Genomic DNA, 15,041 nt, shown 5'->3' with positions numbered 1-15,041 from the left:
CGAACGGGTGTGTTTACCACAGGGTCGGTTCCTCTTCGGGTTGGGGGGCTCCAGGCAGGCCGGGCGGCACTGCCGCGGCGACGAGCTGGTCCCAGGTGTCGTAGCGGGTGGCCATGGCGAGGAGGAGATGCGCCGTGGCGAAGGCATCGAACGTGGCACGGTGCCGCTGTGCGGGCGCCGCGCTCAGGTCCGGCTGGACGTGGTGGATCAGGGCGTCGAGGCTGTACTTCGACAAGCCGGGGTAGGTGGCCTTGGCCAGCCTGAGGGTGTCGAGCACTCCGGCTGGCTGCCACCGGGGAAGGTGCGCGGAGAGGACCTTGTAGTCCACATGTGCGTTGTGCGCGCAGATCCACGAATCACCGAGAAGGGTGTGGACCTGGTCGCCGATCTCCTCCCAGCCCGGCTCGCGTTCCAGCCGCTCGTTGGTCAGACCGTGGACGCGAGCGGCGAAGGGCGTCACGGGGCGACGTGGTTTGGTCAGCCACGCGCCCGCTGTGCTCGTGTCCGGCCGCCCTTCGACGACGGGCAGGGCGGCGACCTCTACCAGGTCGGGCGGGTTGGTCCCGTTGCCTTCGACATCGACGACGAACAGTGAGGGCCAGGAGGAGAAGTTCATGCGCGGGTGGTTCCGTCCTCCGCCTTCCAGCCGATGGGGGCCCGGCCGTGCTGGCGGTAGTGGTGGGGCTTGGCGCGGTCGTGGCACTGGTAGCCGAAGCCGTGCTGGAGGAAGTAGCGCGGCGGCTCGTCCAGTCCCTCCACGACAATGGCACGGTCGTTGACCTGTACCTCACCCGTCGCGCCGAGGGCGCGGGCTTCTTGGGTGACCGTTGACGACTCCGGCTTGACCCAGGCGGCTCGGCACCGCGCGATCTGCTCCGAGGGGCAGATGTCGCACAGCTCCGGGACGCCGAAGTGGCCGTTGTAATCAGCCTCGCCATGCGCGTACGCCACCCCGCAGGAGGTCTTGCGGAACAAGGCGCCCCAGGAGTCGCCTTGCCCGAAGGCGTCGAGTATCCGCTGCTCGGCGGCCTCGGGCAGGATCTTGCGCCGCGCTGTCTCGTCGTACGGCATGGGCAGATCGTGCGCCTGGTAGTAGGAGGCGATCTCCTCGCGGAAGAACAGACCGGTGAAGACCGTGGCGTGGGCGTGCTGGGACAGCTCCCTGGCCCGCTCGATGTCGGCGTCGGAGTCGTTCAGTCCTGGCACGATCGGCCGCCAGTACAGGACCGTGCGGTACCGCTCGGCGTGTGCGTGCAGGGTACGCAGGCTCTCCGCGGCGATGTGCGAGTCCACGGGCTCGATGGCGGGGTTAGCGATGTTGGAGTGGGTGACCAGCACGGTCAGACGCAGGTGCGTGAAGCTGTTGAGGACGGCGCAGTCCTCGGGACCCACCCGCCATCGCGTGATGATCAGGACGTGGTTCGTCAGACCCCGTTTGTCCAGCTTCCGCAGCACCTCGTACACGTGAGGCTTCACGATGGGCAGCATCGGGTCGGTGGCCCGGTTCAGGAGCTGAATCGGTGTCGTGTGCGCCCGGAAGTACGGGTGGCCGGTGAGACGGGCGACGGCCTCTTCGTCGCTCATCAGGCGCCGGGGGACCTTCATCTCGAAGTTGTCGAAGAGGTGCCGGACGCAGTATCCGCACTCCAGCGGGCAGCCGACGATCCAGTTCAGCGACAGCCCCGACTTGCGGTACTCGATCACGTCGGCGAGTGCCGGCTTCAGAGCGCGGATCTTCTCGGGGGAGAGGATCGGCAGGGAGCGGCGGGGCGGGGCAACGGGGACGTTCATGGGGTCCTCCAGAAGCAGGCGAGGGGAGTTATGCGTCAATGGGGGAGGTCTGGAGCGGCAGAGGTGCCAGCAGTTCGCGGCGGCTGGAACCGAACCAGGTGCCGAAGTCCCGACGAGCGGCGTCGGGGTCGTCGGAGGTGTGCACCAAATTCCGCACCAGACGCTTCTCAGCGAGGGCGGTGTTGAGGCTGTCGTCACCCAGGTCGCCGCGGATCGTGCCGGGGGCAGCGTGGGTGGGATCGAAGTGGCCGAGGAGCTGACGCAGACGGCTGTGGAAGCCGGGCTCGCCGTGCGCGAGCGCCACGGTGACGGGCCGGTCGGCGTACATCGAGTCCAGGCAGGCGGGAATGTCGCGGTCGGGGAACCAGTCGGCGTCGACCAGCAGGTCCCAGTAGTGCACATGGATCTGCCACGCTTCCACGGTGACGTCGCGCCGGTCGGTGACGGTGAGTCCCGCGGCAGCGATCCGTGTGAGCACGGCGTCCACCTGGCCCCGCTCCACCGCGTCCGGCTTGCACAGGATGACGGCGCACCGCTCGAAGTCCGGGGCTGACGGACGGGCTGCACCGAACCACGTGCCGAGGTCGCGGCGGGCTGCGCCCGGGTCGTCCGAGGTGTGTACCAGGTTCCGGACCAGCCTGTTCTCCGCACGCGCAGCGGCCAGGCTGTCGTTCCCGAAGTCGTGGCGGATCGTGCCTGGCACGGCACGGGTGGGGTCGGTGTGGCCGAGGAGCTGTCGCAAGCGGGCATGGAGTCCCGGCTCACCGTGAGCGAGGGCGACCACGACGGGTTGGCCGACGTACGCGGCGTCGATGTGGGCGGGCAGGACCTGCGGGGCTGTACCGGTGCCCGCGAGCATGTCCCGGTAGGCGACGTGAGCTTGCCACGCCTGAGCAGTGAGATCGCGTCGCCCGGTGATGGTGACGCCTGCGGCCGTGATGCGTTCGAATACCGTGTCCACCAGCCCCCGCTCCACCGCGTCCGGCTTGCACAGGACGATCGCCCAGCGGGCGAAGTCGATGCCCGTCACTACGGCGCCGCTCAGCGGCTTGTCGTTCACTGCTCGGCTCCTGTGGTCGCGCACACCGGCCAGCGGTGTTTTAGAAGCCAACGCAGGCCCGGATGCAGTGCGTTGAGCACATCGCGGCTCACTGCCTCGGTCTTGTCGTGCTCGATCTGCCGGTAGACCTCGAACAGCAACACGGCCTGCTGCCAGTACGCGTCCACATCGAGACGGGCGATGTAACCGGCGTCGTACTGCGCCTTGTTCGTACGCAGTAGCTCCTCGTGCCGCAGGACTCGCCAGATGGTCTCGGGAGTGGTCTGCGCCGGCATCGCCGGGAACGGGAAGTGCTGAGGGCTGCGCCTGAGGGCCGCTTCGTCCAGGACCCTCTCCACGCGGTCGGCGTTCCTGTCGTTGACGTGCGCCGAACCGATGAAGTGGGTGTAGGTCCCCAACTCCAGCCCGAGCTGCACGGCCGCGTACTCCTGAACCATCGTGAAGCTGAATACGTCGGACAGCAGACCGCAGTCCAGGTCATTGGCCCGCATGTTGCACACCATGTGCAGACGTCCGTCGCGGACGAGCAGGTGTAACCCGGCCAGGCACGCCACGTCGGGGTTGTCATCGACGGACAGCTCGGCGAGGGAGAAGACCGGGAGGTACCCGCGCTTGCTGTCGGTTTCCGCGCGCAGCAGCTCCAGGACCCGGTCGAACGGCGAGATCGACTCTCCCTGAGCCGGGTTGAAGAGGGTGTAGCCGTAGGCGGACCCGCCGAGATTGACCCCGTCGGGGGAGCTGGAACGCATGGACGGCGCGTAGTAGCCGATCATTTCGAGGTCTCGGCGGCCAGCCAGGTACCAGAGGGCTTCGGCGAACTGGAAGATCGGATTGGCCTTGCGTGTCGCCAGGTACGGAAGCCTCTGGCGGGGATCGGTCAACCGAAAACCAACGCCAAGCACTTCGCTTGCTTGGTTGCCGCGGGCTGCGATGTGGTGTTCGTGCTCACTGGTCGCCAGCTTGAGCAGGGCGAGGTACGCGGCTTCGACGCTGCGAAAGGTAGAGGTTGAGAGCATGCACGGCTCCTAAGGCGTGGTGTTTGGTGACGAAGTGCTCAGGTGATCGGCCTTTCGGCGCTTCCATCGCGGTCGCGTACTGGGCCTGCTCATGGCCGGGGTGGGAGCGGGGGCGGTGTCTTCGGGGATCGGGCGGCAGGCGAGGAAGGTGGCTGCGGTGTCGGTGTCCGGGTGGGAGGAGCGTTTTCGGCGACGGACCTGGTAGCCCGCGGCCGTGAGGGTCTGGGCGAGGTGTGTGAGGCCCCGTATCCAGTGGGTGTACGCGCCGGGCGGCGCAGTCGACTGATCAGGGCCACGTTTGTAGGCCGGGCTCGGCTCCCAAGTGACGAGGGCGCAGTCCCGTGTTCCGGGAGGCCACAGGAACTCCTCGACTTCCCGCACGAGGCATCGTCCGGCGCTCGTCGCGTTGTCACCCGCCAGCGGCGGATCGGCTCGCGCCAGCAGGCAGCGAAGGCGCCAGGTGTCGACGGCGGCGTGGGGCTTGAAGTGCGGACGCGGAGGGTGAGCGTGGCGCAGGTCCTCGGCGGTTCGCGGGGACGGTTCGATGCCCGGGGGGAGGCGGTAGACGACGAGGTCGGCGCCCCCGTGCAGTTCCGGCGTCTTGGGCACGCCCCATTCCTCGACGACGAAGCCGCAGTCCGCCAGGGCGTCGGCGCACGCATCGAGCCGTTCCGTCCAGTGCTGCATCGCGCCGGGGGGCACACGCCCGGTTCGGTCGTCGCGGCGGAACAGAGGGTCGGGGAAGAAGTGCACGACGACGGCGAACTCGGCGTGCGCGGGCCACAGCTCCTCCGGCAGTGCCGCCGCCTGACACCAGCCGCGGCCCTCGGGGATATCCCGCGGAACCTTGGAGAAGTCCATATACAGCCCCCCGAGCTTCAACCACTTCAGGTGGTGGTTGACCAGAGCGCTACCGGACCGGCCGGGGTCAGCGGGGTCGAACAGCGGGGGCGTGCTCACCGTCGAACCCGTCACCCGAGGCTCGGGAGACCGGTGCCGAGAATCAAGGTGGGCGCTCATGCAGCGGCTCCGCGGGCGCTGGGTTCGGCCGGCATCTTCAACAGGCGTGTCTCGATGGCGATGACCGCGACGACCACAGGAAGGGCGACCAGAAGGCGGTAGTGGAACGCGAGCGGCATGAGAAGCCCTCCGAGCGCATCGAAGAAGGCGTGACCGATGATCAGCGGCACTACGCGGCTGTGGCGCAGGAAGATGGACAGACGGCCAGCGGCGAAGAAGACCATCCCGAGGGCGGGCGCTCCGAAATAGGCGTGCAGCGCGACCTCGACGACGCAGACCGTCGTGTAGATCTGCCAGAGGGGACGTCCCGCGGCCCTCATCAAAGCGGCGGTGGCGGCCACGATGACCACATCCTCAACGGCGACGACCACCACGAGTCCGGTCAGCAGATCGAACGGGCCCGTGACGCCGATGGTATCGAGCTGGCTTCCCCCCCCCATAACCGGCAGGACCTCCCAGTCGAGCACGCGCAGCCCCTGCACGCCCAGAAAGGCCAGGGCCCCGCCTGCGAGGCAGTAGGCGATCACGCGCTCTGTGAGCTTGAACGTCTCCATGAGCCTGCGCCGTCGGTTCTTCTCGGGGGACGGCCTTTCCAGCGTGATGCCATGGGCGCGGCACACTTCCACCGCGAGCCACGCGAATGCCACCCCGCTCGCGACTGATCCGACGTAGCCGAGGCTCCGGTCAGGATCGGTGGCGTATAAGGAGACGGCAACACAGCTCACCGCCGCGCACCGGTGCAGCATCCGCTGCGGCGGGGACACCCGGTCGAGGGTTGTGCGGGCTATCACCAGCCAGGGCAGCCAGAAGAAGACCACGATGCCCACGCCTGTGCGGATCAGCGCGGCGTAGTGGAACGTGCGGTGCGACCAGGAAACCTCGTACAAGGCACCGAGCGACAACCCTGCATTGATCAGTGGGGTGATGGAGCCAACGAGCAGCAGCGCGCCGGCGTGGAGCAGAGCCCGCCGAGCTGCCACACCGTGCAGTTGAACGGGGGCGAGCGAGTGCGTCACGCCGCCACCACCGCGGCGCAGACGGGGCGGTGCGGGGCGATGATCTCGCCGTTCGGCAGCAGCTCACCGGTGTCCTCGAAGAGGAGGACGTGGTTGCACAGCAGGCTCCAGCCCTGCTCCGGGTGGCTCGCCAAGGGGAAAGCGGCCTCCCGGTCGGGGGACTCGGCGCTCGGGCACGGCGGCTTGTGCTGGCACATCGTATGGCCTATCTGGGTCGGATCGGGTGTGTGCACGGGGCGCAGCAAGGGATATGGGGTGGCCGGCCGCCGCCTCGCACCCCTGAAGGGCGGCGGCCGGGGCGGCTCCCGCAGGTTCCGGTCTACGAGAGCGCCGCTTCCTCCCCCGCGGTTTGCCTCGGGCCGCTCCCGCACGGGGGGCACGGTGGGCCAGCGAGACGGGGAGGAAGCCCAGTCTGGGAGGTCAGGTCTGTACGGTGGCGCTGGCGCGCGGCGCCGCCGACTTCAGCAGGCCGTACTGGCGAGCCCGGGTCACGATGTACGGCCGGGTCCGAGCGCGGAGAATGTGCATCAGCCGCTGGGTATCTCGGCGGATACGAGACGGCGCCCTGCTCGTCTCCTCGGCGATCTGCATCGCGCTCACCCCCTGCACGATCAGCGGGATCAGCTCCCGCAGCTGCGGCGGGACGTACGCCGCGCCGCCTTCGGAGGCGGGCGGCGGGAGCAGCCCCAGGGCGTAGGAGCAGTTGACAAGTTCTACCTGCCCTTTCGCGCCCACCTTTTTTGACGCCGCGGTGATGTGGTGTCGGATCGTCGCCGTCTTGCGGTTCAGACGCCGCGCGATCTCGTGGTCGGTCAGGCCCTCGGCGAGGCCCTGTACCACCTGCTTCTCGCGGGGGGTGAACGAGGTGGTCACGGTGTCAGCGGACACGTCAGCCCTCTCTTCGCATTCCGGGTTGAGGGCCGCTCGATGAGCCGGGCGCGAAGTCTCCGGCTCACCGAGCGGCGGTCTGTGGTGGCCGCGCACGGTCACAGGTCCTCCAGGTGGACGACCGTGAACGCCCGCGGCGTGCGGACAAGTTGCGCGGCGACGATCCAGTCCAGGGCGGCGCTGCCGTAGGGCACGGGGACACCGTCGCAGGCCATGGCCTGGATGGTGCGGTCAGCGGTGTACTGGTAGGGCGTCCCGATGACGCCGTACAGGGGTGCGCTCTGCGTGAGCAGCGCGACGAACCCGTGCTCGGCGAGGTGGGGGCACCGTTGCGGGGCCATGCGCGCATGCTTGAGGCAGAACGGCGGCTGGGCCGTGCGGATTGTCGTGCTCGGGTTGGGCCCGCACTCCTCTCTGGAGTTGAGAAACAGGAGCCGGCCGTCGGGCATCCTGGCGGGCTCACCGCAGAACTGGCACAGCAGCTTCGACATCGCCTCGCGCTGCCGGGGCGAGCTGATCATCTTCCAGCGCGGCGCGCCGGTCAAAATCCCGTGCTCATCGCGAGATTGGGAGAACCGTGCCCACAGGACACCTTGCCCGTCGCGGTCCCCGAGCCTTTCGTTCCAGTAACTGATACGGCTCGATCCGGCACTGCTGAGGAAGGCGCGTAAGTCGAGGAGTGACTCCTCCACCTCGCCCTCGCGAGCCACGATGTAGGGGATCGGCGTCCGCGGGGCAGTGCCACTGCTGTTTCTGCCGTGCGGGCCAGCCAGTGCGGGACTACTGGCCTCCCGACGGGCGGCGGGGCGCCGGAGCTGCCGCCGGGCCGCACGCCCCGGCAGGACGCTACGCAGCCGCGGGCGTAGTGCCCGCGGGCGGTCTCTGCCAGCATCGCGATCGGCCGCGTCTAAGTCGGCGCTGGAAGGCTTGTACACGGACATACGTGCTTTTCCTTTCGGACATGCTCAGACAAGGGGCCGCTCGGGCAAGAACACCGAGCAGGAGGTCGCGGCCGTGGTGGGTTCCCGGGTGTGCTGGGCCGCCGTGTACTGGGCGATGGCGGCTTCGCTGTAGCCGTAGAAGCGCCCCACGTCGGCATCGTCGGCGTCCGGCCAGAGCGTCGGTGGCCTCTCGCCCCACTCGACGACGTAGTTCTCGCCGGGGCGGGTAGACCGCCGCATCCGCAGGTGCGGGTAGCCGGGCCGCCCTTGCAGCGCGTCACGGACGGCCAGCGCGAAGTCGGGGCAGGGCACGGGGTAGTACCCGCCGCGGCGGGTGCCTCCGACCCGGAGCGCGAGCAGCGGCATGCGCATCATGCGCACCGACCAGCTCTCAGTCAGCAATTCCGGCTCTGCGATCCGCTGCGTGTAGTACTCAAAGTCGTACGCCTCCCACGGTGACATCAGGACAACAGTCACCGGCGGGTGCTTGCAGGCCGTGGGGGAACCAATCATTCGGTGTCCCAAAGGCCCGTGCCGAGTGCTTTCAGCAGGTCAAGGGTAGATCGTGCTCTCATGGCGCGTTGTCTCCCATCAGGTCGAGCACGTCGACGATGGCCAGGGCGTAGCGGAGGATGTATCGGTGGGCGTTCCGGGGTTGTGGTCGCTCGGCGCGCAGTTCGGTGAGGAGGTACATCGCATCGACGGGGTATGGCGCGACCGTGTACGGCACGAGCTGGATGAAGGCGAGCGTCGTCTGGCGGAACCGGGCGGCAAGTCCTTCGATCTCCTGTGGAGTGGGGCACGCGTGTTCACCAAGCACGGCCTCTAAGTCGCTGTACAGCCCCGTCGCGTCGATGCTCACCTGAGACCGGCGCAGTGCGACAAGCAGCGGCCCCATCTCGTCGGGTGCGGTGGTGTACTGGCGGCACATCAACTCCGCGCAGACGCGCGCGGCGGTCATCGTGGCCGCCCCTCAGCGGTGGTGAGGATGCACCACGTCGCCATACCGTCGGGGCTCACGCCCCACCTGGTCGCGAAGGTGTCCACGAGGTACATCCCGCGGCCGTGCTCCTCCTCCGCGGACGCCTTGTGCACCTGTGGCGTAATGACCGTGCCGTCGGTCACCACGATGGCGATCTTGTCCATGGTGATGATCAGACGGAACCCGAGGGCGATGCCGTACCGCAACGCGTTGGTGGCCAGCTCGCTGATCACCAGCATCGCGTTCTCGACGAGGACGGGGGACATCCCCCAGAGGTTCAGCTTGGCCATGCTGATCCGGCGGCAGCGCCCGACCCACACAGCCTCGGACTGGGGGACGTCCGTGCCCGGAGCCCGGGGGTCGAGCTGGATGGCGAAACCCACGTCGTCGAGGACATCGTCCGCGTCCAGGGGGAGGTAGGCAGGAAGACGGTTGGTCGCGGTGCCCATCAGTTCCCGCCTCCGGTGATCTCCGCTGTTGACGACGAGCTGTACGCCCAAGGGGTGAGGGGGCGCCTGCCTGTTCGCCGGTATCCACGACTCCTGAGGCAGGGGCTTCGTACCTTCAGCAGCGACGGCTGGGATGGGGCTCATCGGGGACCTCCCAGGTGGACGGTGGGGGTGAGTTGGGGGGCTTCGGCGCCGTCACGCGGCGCGGCACATGGCGCCTCGTTGATCACGCTCCGTGTTCGGAAGGTGACCAGCGAACACCGAGCGGTGGCGGCTTGGGAATGACTTTCGAGTGACGTTGACCCGTCAGTAACTCTGTTCTGGGTGCTGCCGTGGCGGGCGCTCCTGCCATGCTGGGCCGCATGGTGACTCTCGATGGAAAGCCCGTCTCTGCCGACGACTTGCTCCCCCTGGCGCTCACGAACACAGGACACTTCACGTCCATGCGCGTCTCTGCGGACGGCAGCATCCGCGGCCTGACGCTGCACATGGAACGCCTCGTGCGGGACTGCAAGATCGTGTGGGGCGCGGAGCTGGACCCTGAACGCGTCCGCGGCTATGTGCGCCAGGGCCTGGAGGGACAGAGCCGTCCTTGCGTCGTCCGCGTCACGATCTATGACCCGAAGGTCGGGATGGGCCGCCCCGCGGATGCCGATGACCCCCATGTCCTGGTGTCCGTGCGCAGCGCCGGCGCCCTTCCCCCGGAACCGCTGCGGGCCCAAAGCGTCGTGTACGAGCGGGACTTGCCCGAGGTGAAGCACGTCGGCCTCTTCGGGGCCCTGCACGCCCGCGGTGCGGCCCAGCGAGCGGGCTTCGGCGACGCCTTGTTCGTCGGCAAGGACGGACTCGTGTCCGAGGGCGGCACCTGGAACGTCGCCTTCGTCGACCAGGAGGGCACCGTCGTGTGGCCCGACGCCCCCGTACTGCCCGGGGTCACCATGGCGCTGCTCCAACAGCATGCCGAACACCGCATCGCCACCGTCACTCTGGAGCAGGCAAAGGGCATGGCCGCGGCCTTTGCCACGAACACCAGCATCGGCGTCCGCCCGCTGTCCGCGATCGACGACGTCGAATTCCCCGTCGACCACCCCGTCTTGAGACAGCTCCAGGAGGCGTACCTGTCCATTCCCGGCGAGACCCTGTAGCGCACCGTGGCGGGGGTGACCATGTGGACCGGCCGCGAGGCCGGACTGCTGCGCAAGGCCATGCGCAAGACGGGCAAGGCGTTCGCCGACCTCGTCGGCGTGAACCCCCGCCAGATCCCACGGTGGGAAGGCCGGGGCGAGACGATCGAACTCGGACTCGACAACCAGGCGGCCCTGGACACGCTCCTCGCCCAGGCCGACCCTCTCGTGCAGCAGCGGTTCGCCGCGCTCCTCACCGAACGTGCCGCTGCCGAGCACGACGAGCGCGCCGAACAACTGTTGCGCAACGATCCGCACACCCGCAGGCACCCCATCGACGGGAAGGTCATGACCCTCGTCGAGGAGGGCATCTACCTGTCCGGCCCCGACAACCGTTCGGTGTGGCTGGACGCGTACCTCATCGACGTCTACCCGACGACCAACGGGGACTACGCGGCCTTCGTGCGTGCCACTGGACACCGTCCGCCCCAGCACTGGCCCGGAGGGAACTGCCCCGTCACGCTGGTCACTCACCCCGTGGTGTGGGTGACCTGGCACGACGCCACCGCCTACGCACGCTGGGCCGGTAAGGCACTGCCCACCGCCCGGCAGTGGGAGAAAGCCGCCCGCGGCCCCCGCGGACGCATCTACCCGTGGGGCAACGAACCGACCGCTGCGAAGGCGAACGTCGCCGAAGCCGGCATCGACGCCACCACCCCCGTCTCCCGGTACCAGTCCGGCGTCAGCCCATACGGCGTCTTCGACATGTGCGGCAACGTCTGGGAATGGTGCTCCACCGAGGAGAGGCCCGGTAGCGGCCGGTTCGACCTGAAGGGGAGTGCGTTCACCTCCCCGTTCGAGCGCGCCACGCCTTCCCTGCAGAACGCCGCCAACGCAACCATGAAGGACAACGACACCAGCTTCCGGTGCGTCGCTGCTGTGTAGAGCGGAATTGGCATGCCCGCCACCTGCGGCCGACGTGCCCAAGGGACGGGAGAGCGTCTGACCGCTCGTCGGAATCCACGACTCCTGGAGCGTCGACTTCGTGTTTTCAGCAGTGACGTCGGTGATGGGCGTCATGAGGAAAACTCCCATCTGCTCAGTGAGGGGGACCCTGCAAGGCGCTGCACCGGTTTCCGAGGCTGCGGTCACCAACGGCATCCGCGCATCACGGCCGAGCGCTGTCACTGGTGGTCCGGCCTGCGAGATCCGGAGGTGTAAGGGTCGTCAGGAGGGACGTCGGCAACAACCGTGATCCGAGCCCGCTTTTACGGACGTGCCGCCTGCTTCACGGTTTCGCCCCCCGCAACCGTGAAGAAGTCACGGATTCTCAACGCAGCGTCGCTGAGCGCTCACTACGCTCGTCGCGGGTGACCGCGTACGCAGAAGGGCCCTGCTCATGAACCAGCGTTCGGTATCGCACAGCCCCTCGTGCGCCAAGCGCATCCGCGAGACTCGCTCCGACGCTGGATACGGGCTGTCGCAAATCGCCCTAGAGATACATCAGTGCTGCCACGTCAGTTTGCTTCGGGCCCAGCGGCTTGCGCGCGGGTGGACTCAGACCGAAGCCGTTGATCATTTACGCGCCTTGGCAGAGGGCCTGGGGCTGACCGCGCCCCGCACTGATGCCGACCAACTGCGGCTGTGGGAACTGGGCATGCACCAACCGCGACAGGGCGCGATCTCCTTGTTGTGCCGCCTGTACGACTGCCCGGCCCAAGAGCTCGGCTTCACTGTCCCGGCAGTGGGCGCCTGGACGCCGCCGCAACAACCCGACAGGGCCGGCGCACCAGGCGATGTGCTCGACGGCCGGATTGAGGCCACCCGCCGTTCCATGGACCGGACTCTGGCGCTGGGCAGCGTCACCGCCGCGCAGATGGACTTGCTCGACGAACGCATCCTGGATGTCCGGCGACAGTACCTCTACGCCCCGCCCATGAAGATGCTCACCGAACTCCTCGACGAACTGGAGGAAGTCAAGAACCTGGCAGTGGACCGGCAGCCCGCCGCGGTGCAAGTCCGGCTGTCGGAGATGACGGCGGTACTCGCCACACTGATCGCCGACGCCCTGATGAAGCTGGGACGCCTCTCACCGTCTCGCGCCTGGTACGACACCGCGCAGAACGCAGCCGACGACAGCGGCAACCTCGAACTCAGGGCCCGCGTCCGCGCCCAGCGCGCCATGCTGCCGTACTATTATGGCCCGCTGGAGGGCGCCGTCACCCTGGGCCGCGAAGCCCGTCTGCTCTCGCGGGGCCGACAGACCGCGACAGCTGCGTTCGCGGCCGCGGCAGAAGCCCGCGCCCTGGCACGCCAAGGGAATGCCGCCGCAGCGGAAACAGCCATCGCCGCCGCCCAGCGCCTGTACGACCGCTGTGACCCCGGCGACCAAGACGACGCCTTCAGCTTCCCCGATCGGCGGATGCTGCTGTACCTCAGCGGCGCCTTCACTGCCCTGGGCCGCAGCAGCCAGGCCCGCAGAGTGCAGGAGGAAGCCCTTGCCCTCTACCCGGCCCGCACGGGAATCGACCCCGCCCTCCTGCAACTGGAGGCAGCAATCTGCCTGGCACACGACCGCAGCCCGGCCGAGGCATGCCAACTCGCTGGCGCCACCTACCTCCGAGTACCGGCCGCTCACCGAACCCACATCCTGGAGGAGCGGGCCCGCGACGTCCTGGACGTGCTCCCACCAGGCATACGCACAGGACGTGCCGCACGCGAACTCACCGAAATCCTTGCGCTGCCCAAGGGCCCCGCGTGACAGCGCCCATGCTCTTCGGCGAGCCTGAAGCCCATGACAGCTCCAGCATCGGCACCCGGCGGCTTCGACGAATCCGAACTGCGCCACATCGTGAAGCACACCTGCAAGACAGCAGACCTCGACGGGACCAATGCGCGCCTCCTGCGCGGACACACCAACGCCGTCATCCTGCTGCCCGAAGCCGCCGCGGTAGTCAAGGTCGCCCGCCGGGGCACCCCAATCAACACGGTGCAACGCACCACCCGCTTCGTGTACTGGCTGATGGACCGCGGCTTCCCCACCGTGCCGCTGCACCCCGGGCCGGAACAGCCCCTCCTGGTGGACGGACACGCCGTCACCATCTGGACCTACCTCCCACAGCCCGACCGCCCAGTCAGCGCCGCCCAGATCGCCAAGCCCCTCCTCCACCTTCACAACCTGCCCACACCGCCCGTCGAGCTGCCCGAACACGACAACGTCCGCGCTATCCGAAAGTCCATCGCCGCGATCACCTCCCTGCCCGAAGCAACTCTCCGGTTCCTCACCGAACGCGTCGACCGGCTTGAAGCCGAACTTGCCGAGGTGGAGTTCCCCTTGCCGACTGGCCCCTTGCAAGGCGACCCTCAGCACCGCAATGCCCTGCACCACGGCGACGAAGCGGTGTTGTGCGACTGGGACACCGTGGCACGCGGCCACCCGGAGTGGGACCTGGTCACCATTGAGGTCCACTGCCGACGCTTCGGCTACACGCCGGAGCACTACAAGGGCTTCGCCACGACATACGGGTACGACGTCACCACTCTGGCCGGCTACTCGACGCTGCGCGACCTCCGCGAATTGCGCATGATCACAACGAATGCACGTAAGGTGCACCACGCCCCGGAAAGTGTCCACGAAGTGCTTCGCCGCATAGAGGGCCTAAGGACTGAAAACTTGGACATGCGCTGGCACATTCTCTGAGCACCCATCTCTGCACCGGTGTCCGTTGTCTTCGCAGGCAGCCACTGGGGGCGCTGATGGGCGTGTCATCAGCGGTGGCAGGGGGCGGTGGGCGCGATAGTGACGCCTGCGCGCGGAGGGATCAGCGTGTAGTCGACCTGGCGGGGCGCTGTGCGACTGGCGCCCCAGGGGCTGCCGCGAGGGCCAGGAAGGCCGACGTGCGTGAGGGCCCCCCGGCCTGTCGGCCGGGGGCCCTCACGCATCAAGAGGTCAGGGATCAGCTCGGCTGGTCGCCGGTGTACCGGTAGATCTCGCCGCCGGTGTTGACGTGCCCACGCGTTGCCGTCGGCGCCGGCGGCGATGTCGGAGGCGGTGCCGGGGATCTTGATCCACGGGTTGGTGCCGCTGGCGTCGTTGTTGGTGTACCGGTAGATGGCGCCGACGGGATCGACGCCCCATACGTTCGTCCGGGAGCCCACCGCGATGCGTTTGAGGCTGCCGGGGACGCTCTTCCACGGGTTCGTGCTGTCCTGGTCTCCGGTGTACCGGAAGATCTGGTTGCCGCTGTTGACGCCCCACACGGTGCCGTCCGCCGCGGCACCGATGTCACTCAGCAGTCCCTGGATCTTGATCCACGGGTTGGCGTCGTGGTTGGTGTACCGGTAGATGGCGCTGGCGGAGTCCACTCCCCACACGTTCGTCCGGGAGCCCGCATCGATGCGGACCAGGCTGCCGTTGATGTGCGTCCACGGGTTCGAAGCCCCCTGGTCCCCGGCGTACCGGAAGATCTGGTTGGCGCCGTTGACACCCCACACGGTGCCATCCGCCGCAGCGCCGATGTCGCTTAAGCCCCCCCCGGGATGTGGAGCCAGGGGTTGGCGTCGTAGTTGGTGTGACTGTAGATGGCGCTCGCCGCGTTCACGCCCCACACCGTCGTCCTGGACCCCGCTGAGATGGCCGCGAGACCGCCCGCGACCTTCACCCAATCCGCCATGCCGATCACCTCTCGTGGAACCGATGTCGACCCCATCCTTGGCGATGAGATGAGCGCATGGGGCGGTTAACGTTTCATCTA

General features: G+C 68.1%; 18 protein-coding genes. 4 read left to right on the top strand and 14 right to left on the bottom strand.

Annotation, left to right across the window (positions count from 1 at the left end):
* Window positions 1-13 precede the first annotated feature (13 nt).
* The 12 genes from ACZ6JY_RS37745 to ACZ6JY_RS37690 form a co-directional block, all read right to left on the bottom strand.
* On the bottom strand, window positions 14-616 hold the full coding sequence (locus ACZ6JY_RS37745) for a 3'-5' exonuclease (protein WP_469203605.1): 603 nt from the start codon (window positions 614-616) through the stop codon (window positions 14-16).
* Window positions 613-1,791, bottom strand: coding sequence for a radical SAM protein (locus ACZ6JY_RS37740; RefSeq protein ID WP_469203603.1), 1,179 nt, complete (start codon window positions 1,789-1,791; stop codon window positions 613-615). Before ACZ6JY_RS37740 ends, ACZ6JY_RS37745 begins: the two co-directional genes overlap by 4 nt.
* 28 nt (window positions 1,792-1,819) lie before the next feature.
* Window positions 1,820-2,851: a nucleoside-diphosphate kinase gene (locus ACZ6JY_RS37735; RefSeq protein ID WP_469203602.1), complete on the bottom strand. Its 1,032-nt coding sequence runs from the start codon at window positions 2,849-2,851 to the stop codon at window positions 1,820-1,822.
* Window positions 2,848-3,867 carry a thymidylate synthase gene (locus tag ACZ6JY_RS37730; protein ID WP_469203600.1) on the bottom strand — a complete coding sequence of 340 codons (1,020 nt, stop codon included), beginning with the start codon at window positions 3,865-3,867 and terminating at the stop codon, window positions 2,848-2,850. The genes ACZ6JY_RS37735 and ACZ6JY_RS37730 overlap by 4 nt, the downstream gene beginning before the upstream one ends.
* A 9-nt stretch (window positions 3,868-3,876) precedes the next feature.
* Window positions 3,877-4,827, bottom strand: coding sequence for a hypothetical protein (locus ACZ6JY_RS37725; protein WP_469203599.1), 951 nt, complete (start codon window positions 4,825-4,827; stop codon window positions 3,877-3,879).
* 56 nt (window positions 4,828-4,883) lie between these two features.
* Window positions 4,884-5,903: a hypothetical protein gene (locus ACZ6JY_RS37720; RefSeq protein ID WP_469203597.1), complete on the bottom strand. Its 1,020-nt coding sequence runs from the start codon at window positions 5,901-5,903 to the stop codon at window positions 4,884-4,886.
* Entirely contained in the window at window positions 5,900-6,100 is a 201-nt protein-coding gene (locus tag ACZ6JY_RS37715) for a DUF5999 family protein (protein ID WP_469203596.1), read from the bottom strand. The genes ACZ6JY_RS37720 and ACZ6JY_RS37715 overlap by 4 nt, the downstream gene beginning before the upstream one ends.
* A 223-nt stretch (window positions 6,101-6,323) precedes the next feature.
* Window positions 6,324-6,791, bottom strand: coding sequence for a helix-turn-helix domain-containing protein (locus ACZ6JY_RS37710; protein ID WP_469203595.1), 468 nt, complete (start codon window positions 6,789-6,791; stop codon window positions 6,324-6,326).
* Window positions 6,792-6,889: 98 nt separating this feature from the next.
* On the bottom strand, window positions 6,890-7,501 hold the full coding sequence (locus tag ACZ6JY_RS37705) for a hypothetical protein (RefSeq protein ID WP_469203594.1): 612 nt from the start codon (window positions 7,499-7,501) through the stop codon (window positions 6,890-6,892).
* Window positions 7,502-7,756: 255 nt separating this feature from the next.
* On the bottom strand, window positions 7,757-8,194 hold the full coding sequence (locus ACZ6JY_RS37700; protein WP_469203593.1) for a DUF6302 family protein: 438 nt from the start codon (window positions 8,192-8,194) through the stop codon (window positions 7,757-7,759).
* A gap of 109 nt (window positions 8,195-8,303) precedes the next feature.
* Window positions 8,304-8,693 carry a DUF6415 family natural product biosynthesis protein gene (locus tag ACZ6JY_RS37695; RefSeq protein ID WP_469203592.1) on the bottom strand — a complete coding sequence of 130 codons (390 nt, stop codon included), beginning with the start codon at window positions 8,691-8,693 and terminating at the stop codon, window positions 8,304-8,306.
* Window positions 8,690-9,163 (bottom strand): ATP-binding protein, encoded by a 474-nt coding sequence (locus ACZ6JY_RS37690; protein ID WP_469203591.1) that lies wholly within the window; start codon window positions 9,161-9,163, stop codon window positions 8,690-8,692. Before ACZ6JY_RS37690 ends, ACZ6JY_RS37695 begins: the two co-directional genes overlap by 4 nt.
* Before the next feature lie 362 nt (window positions 9,164-9,525).
* On the opposite strand from ACZ6JY_RS37690, the gene ACZ6JY_RS37685 reads away from it, so the two are divergent.
* From ACZ6JY_RS37685 to ACZ6JY_RS37670, 4 genes are all read left to right on the top strand, one after another.
* Window positions 9,526-10,308, top strand: a complete 783-nt coding sequence (locus ACZ6JY_RS37685) for an aminotransferase class IV family protein (RefSeq protein ID WP_469203590.1) — start codon at window positions 9,526-9,528, stop codon at window positions 10,306-10,308.
* A gap of 21 nt (window positions 10,309-10,329) precedes the next feature.
* On the top strand, window positions 10,330-11,232 hold the full coding sequence (locus ACZ6JY_RS37680) for a formylglycine-generating enzyme family protein (protein WP_469203663.1): 903 nt from the start codon (window positions 10,330-10,332) through the stop codon (window positions 11,230-11,232).
* A 454-nt stretch (window positions 11,233-11,686) separates the two neighbouring features.
* Entirely contained in the window at window positions 11,687-13,048 is a 1,362-nt protein-coding gene (locus ACZ6JY_RS37675) for a helix-turn-helix domain-containing protein (RefSeq protein WP_469203589.1), read from the top strand.
* A gap of 33 nt (window positions 13,049-13,081) precedes the next feature.
* The gene (locus ACZ6JY_RS37670) at window positions 13,082-13,987 is read left to right on the top strand and encodes a phosphotransferase family protein (RefSeq protein WP_469203588.1); all 906 of its coding nucleotides are present in this window, start codon (window positions 13,082-13,084) and stop codon (window positions 13,985-13,987) included.
* 68 nt (window positions 13,988-14,055) lie between these two features.
* On the opposite strand, the gene ACZ6JY_RS37665 is transcribed toward ACZ6JY_RS37670, so the two are convergent.
* On the bottom strand, window positions 14,056-14,781 hold the full coding sequence (locus ACZ6JY_RS37665) for a tectonin domain-containing protein (RefSeq protein ID WP_469203586.1): 726 nt from the start codon (window positions 14,779-14,781) through the stop codon (window positions 14,056-14,058).
* Window positions 14,782-14,810: 29 nt separating this feature from the next.
* Window positions 14,811-14,960, bottom strand: coding sequence for a tectonin domain-containing protein (locus tag ACZ6JY_RS37660; protein WP_469203584.1), 150 nt, complete (start codon window positions 14,958-14,960; stop codon window positions 14,811-14,813).
* Window positions 14,961-15,041 lie beyond the last annotated feature (81 nt).

It is taken from the genome of Streptomyces sp. NPDC046335 (genome assembly GCF_055587985.1).
This window is presented reverse-complemented; position numbering and strand designations above follow the sequence as displayed.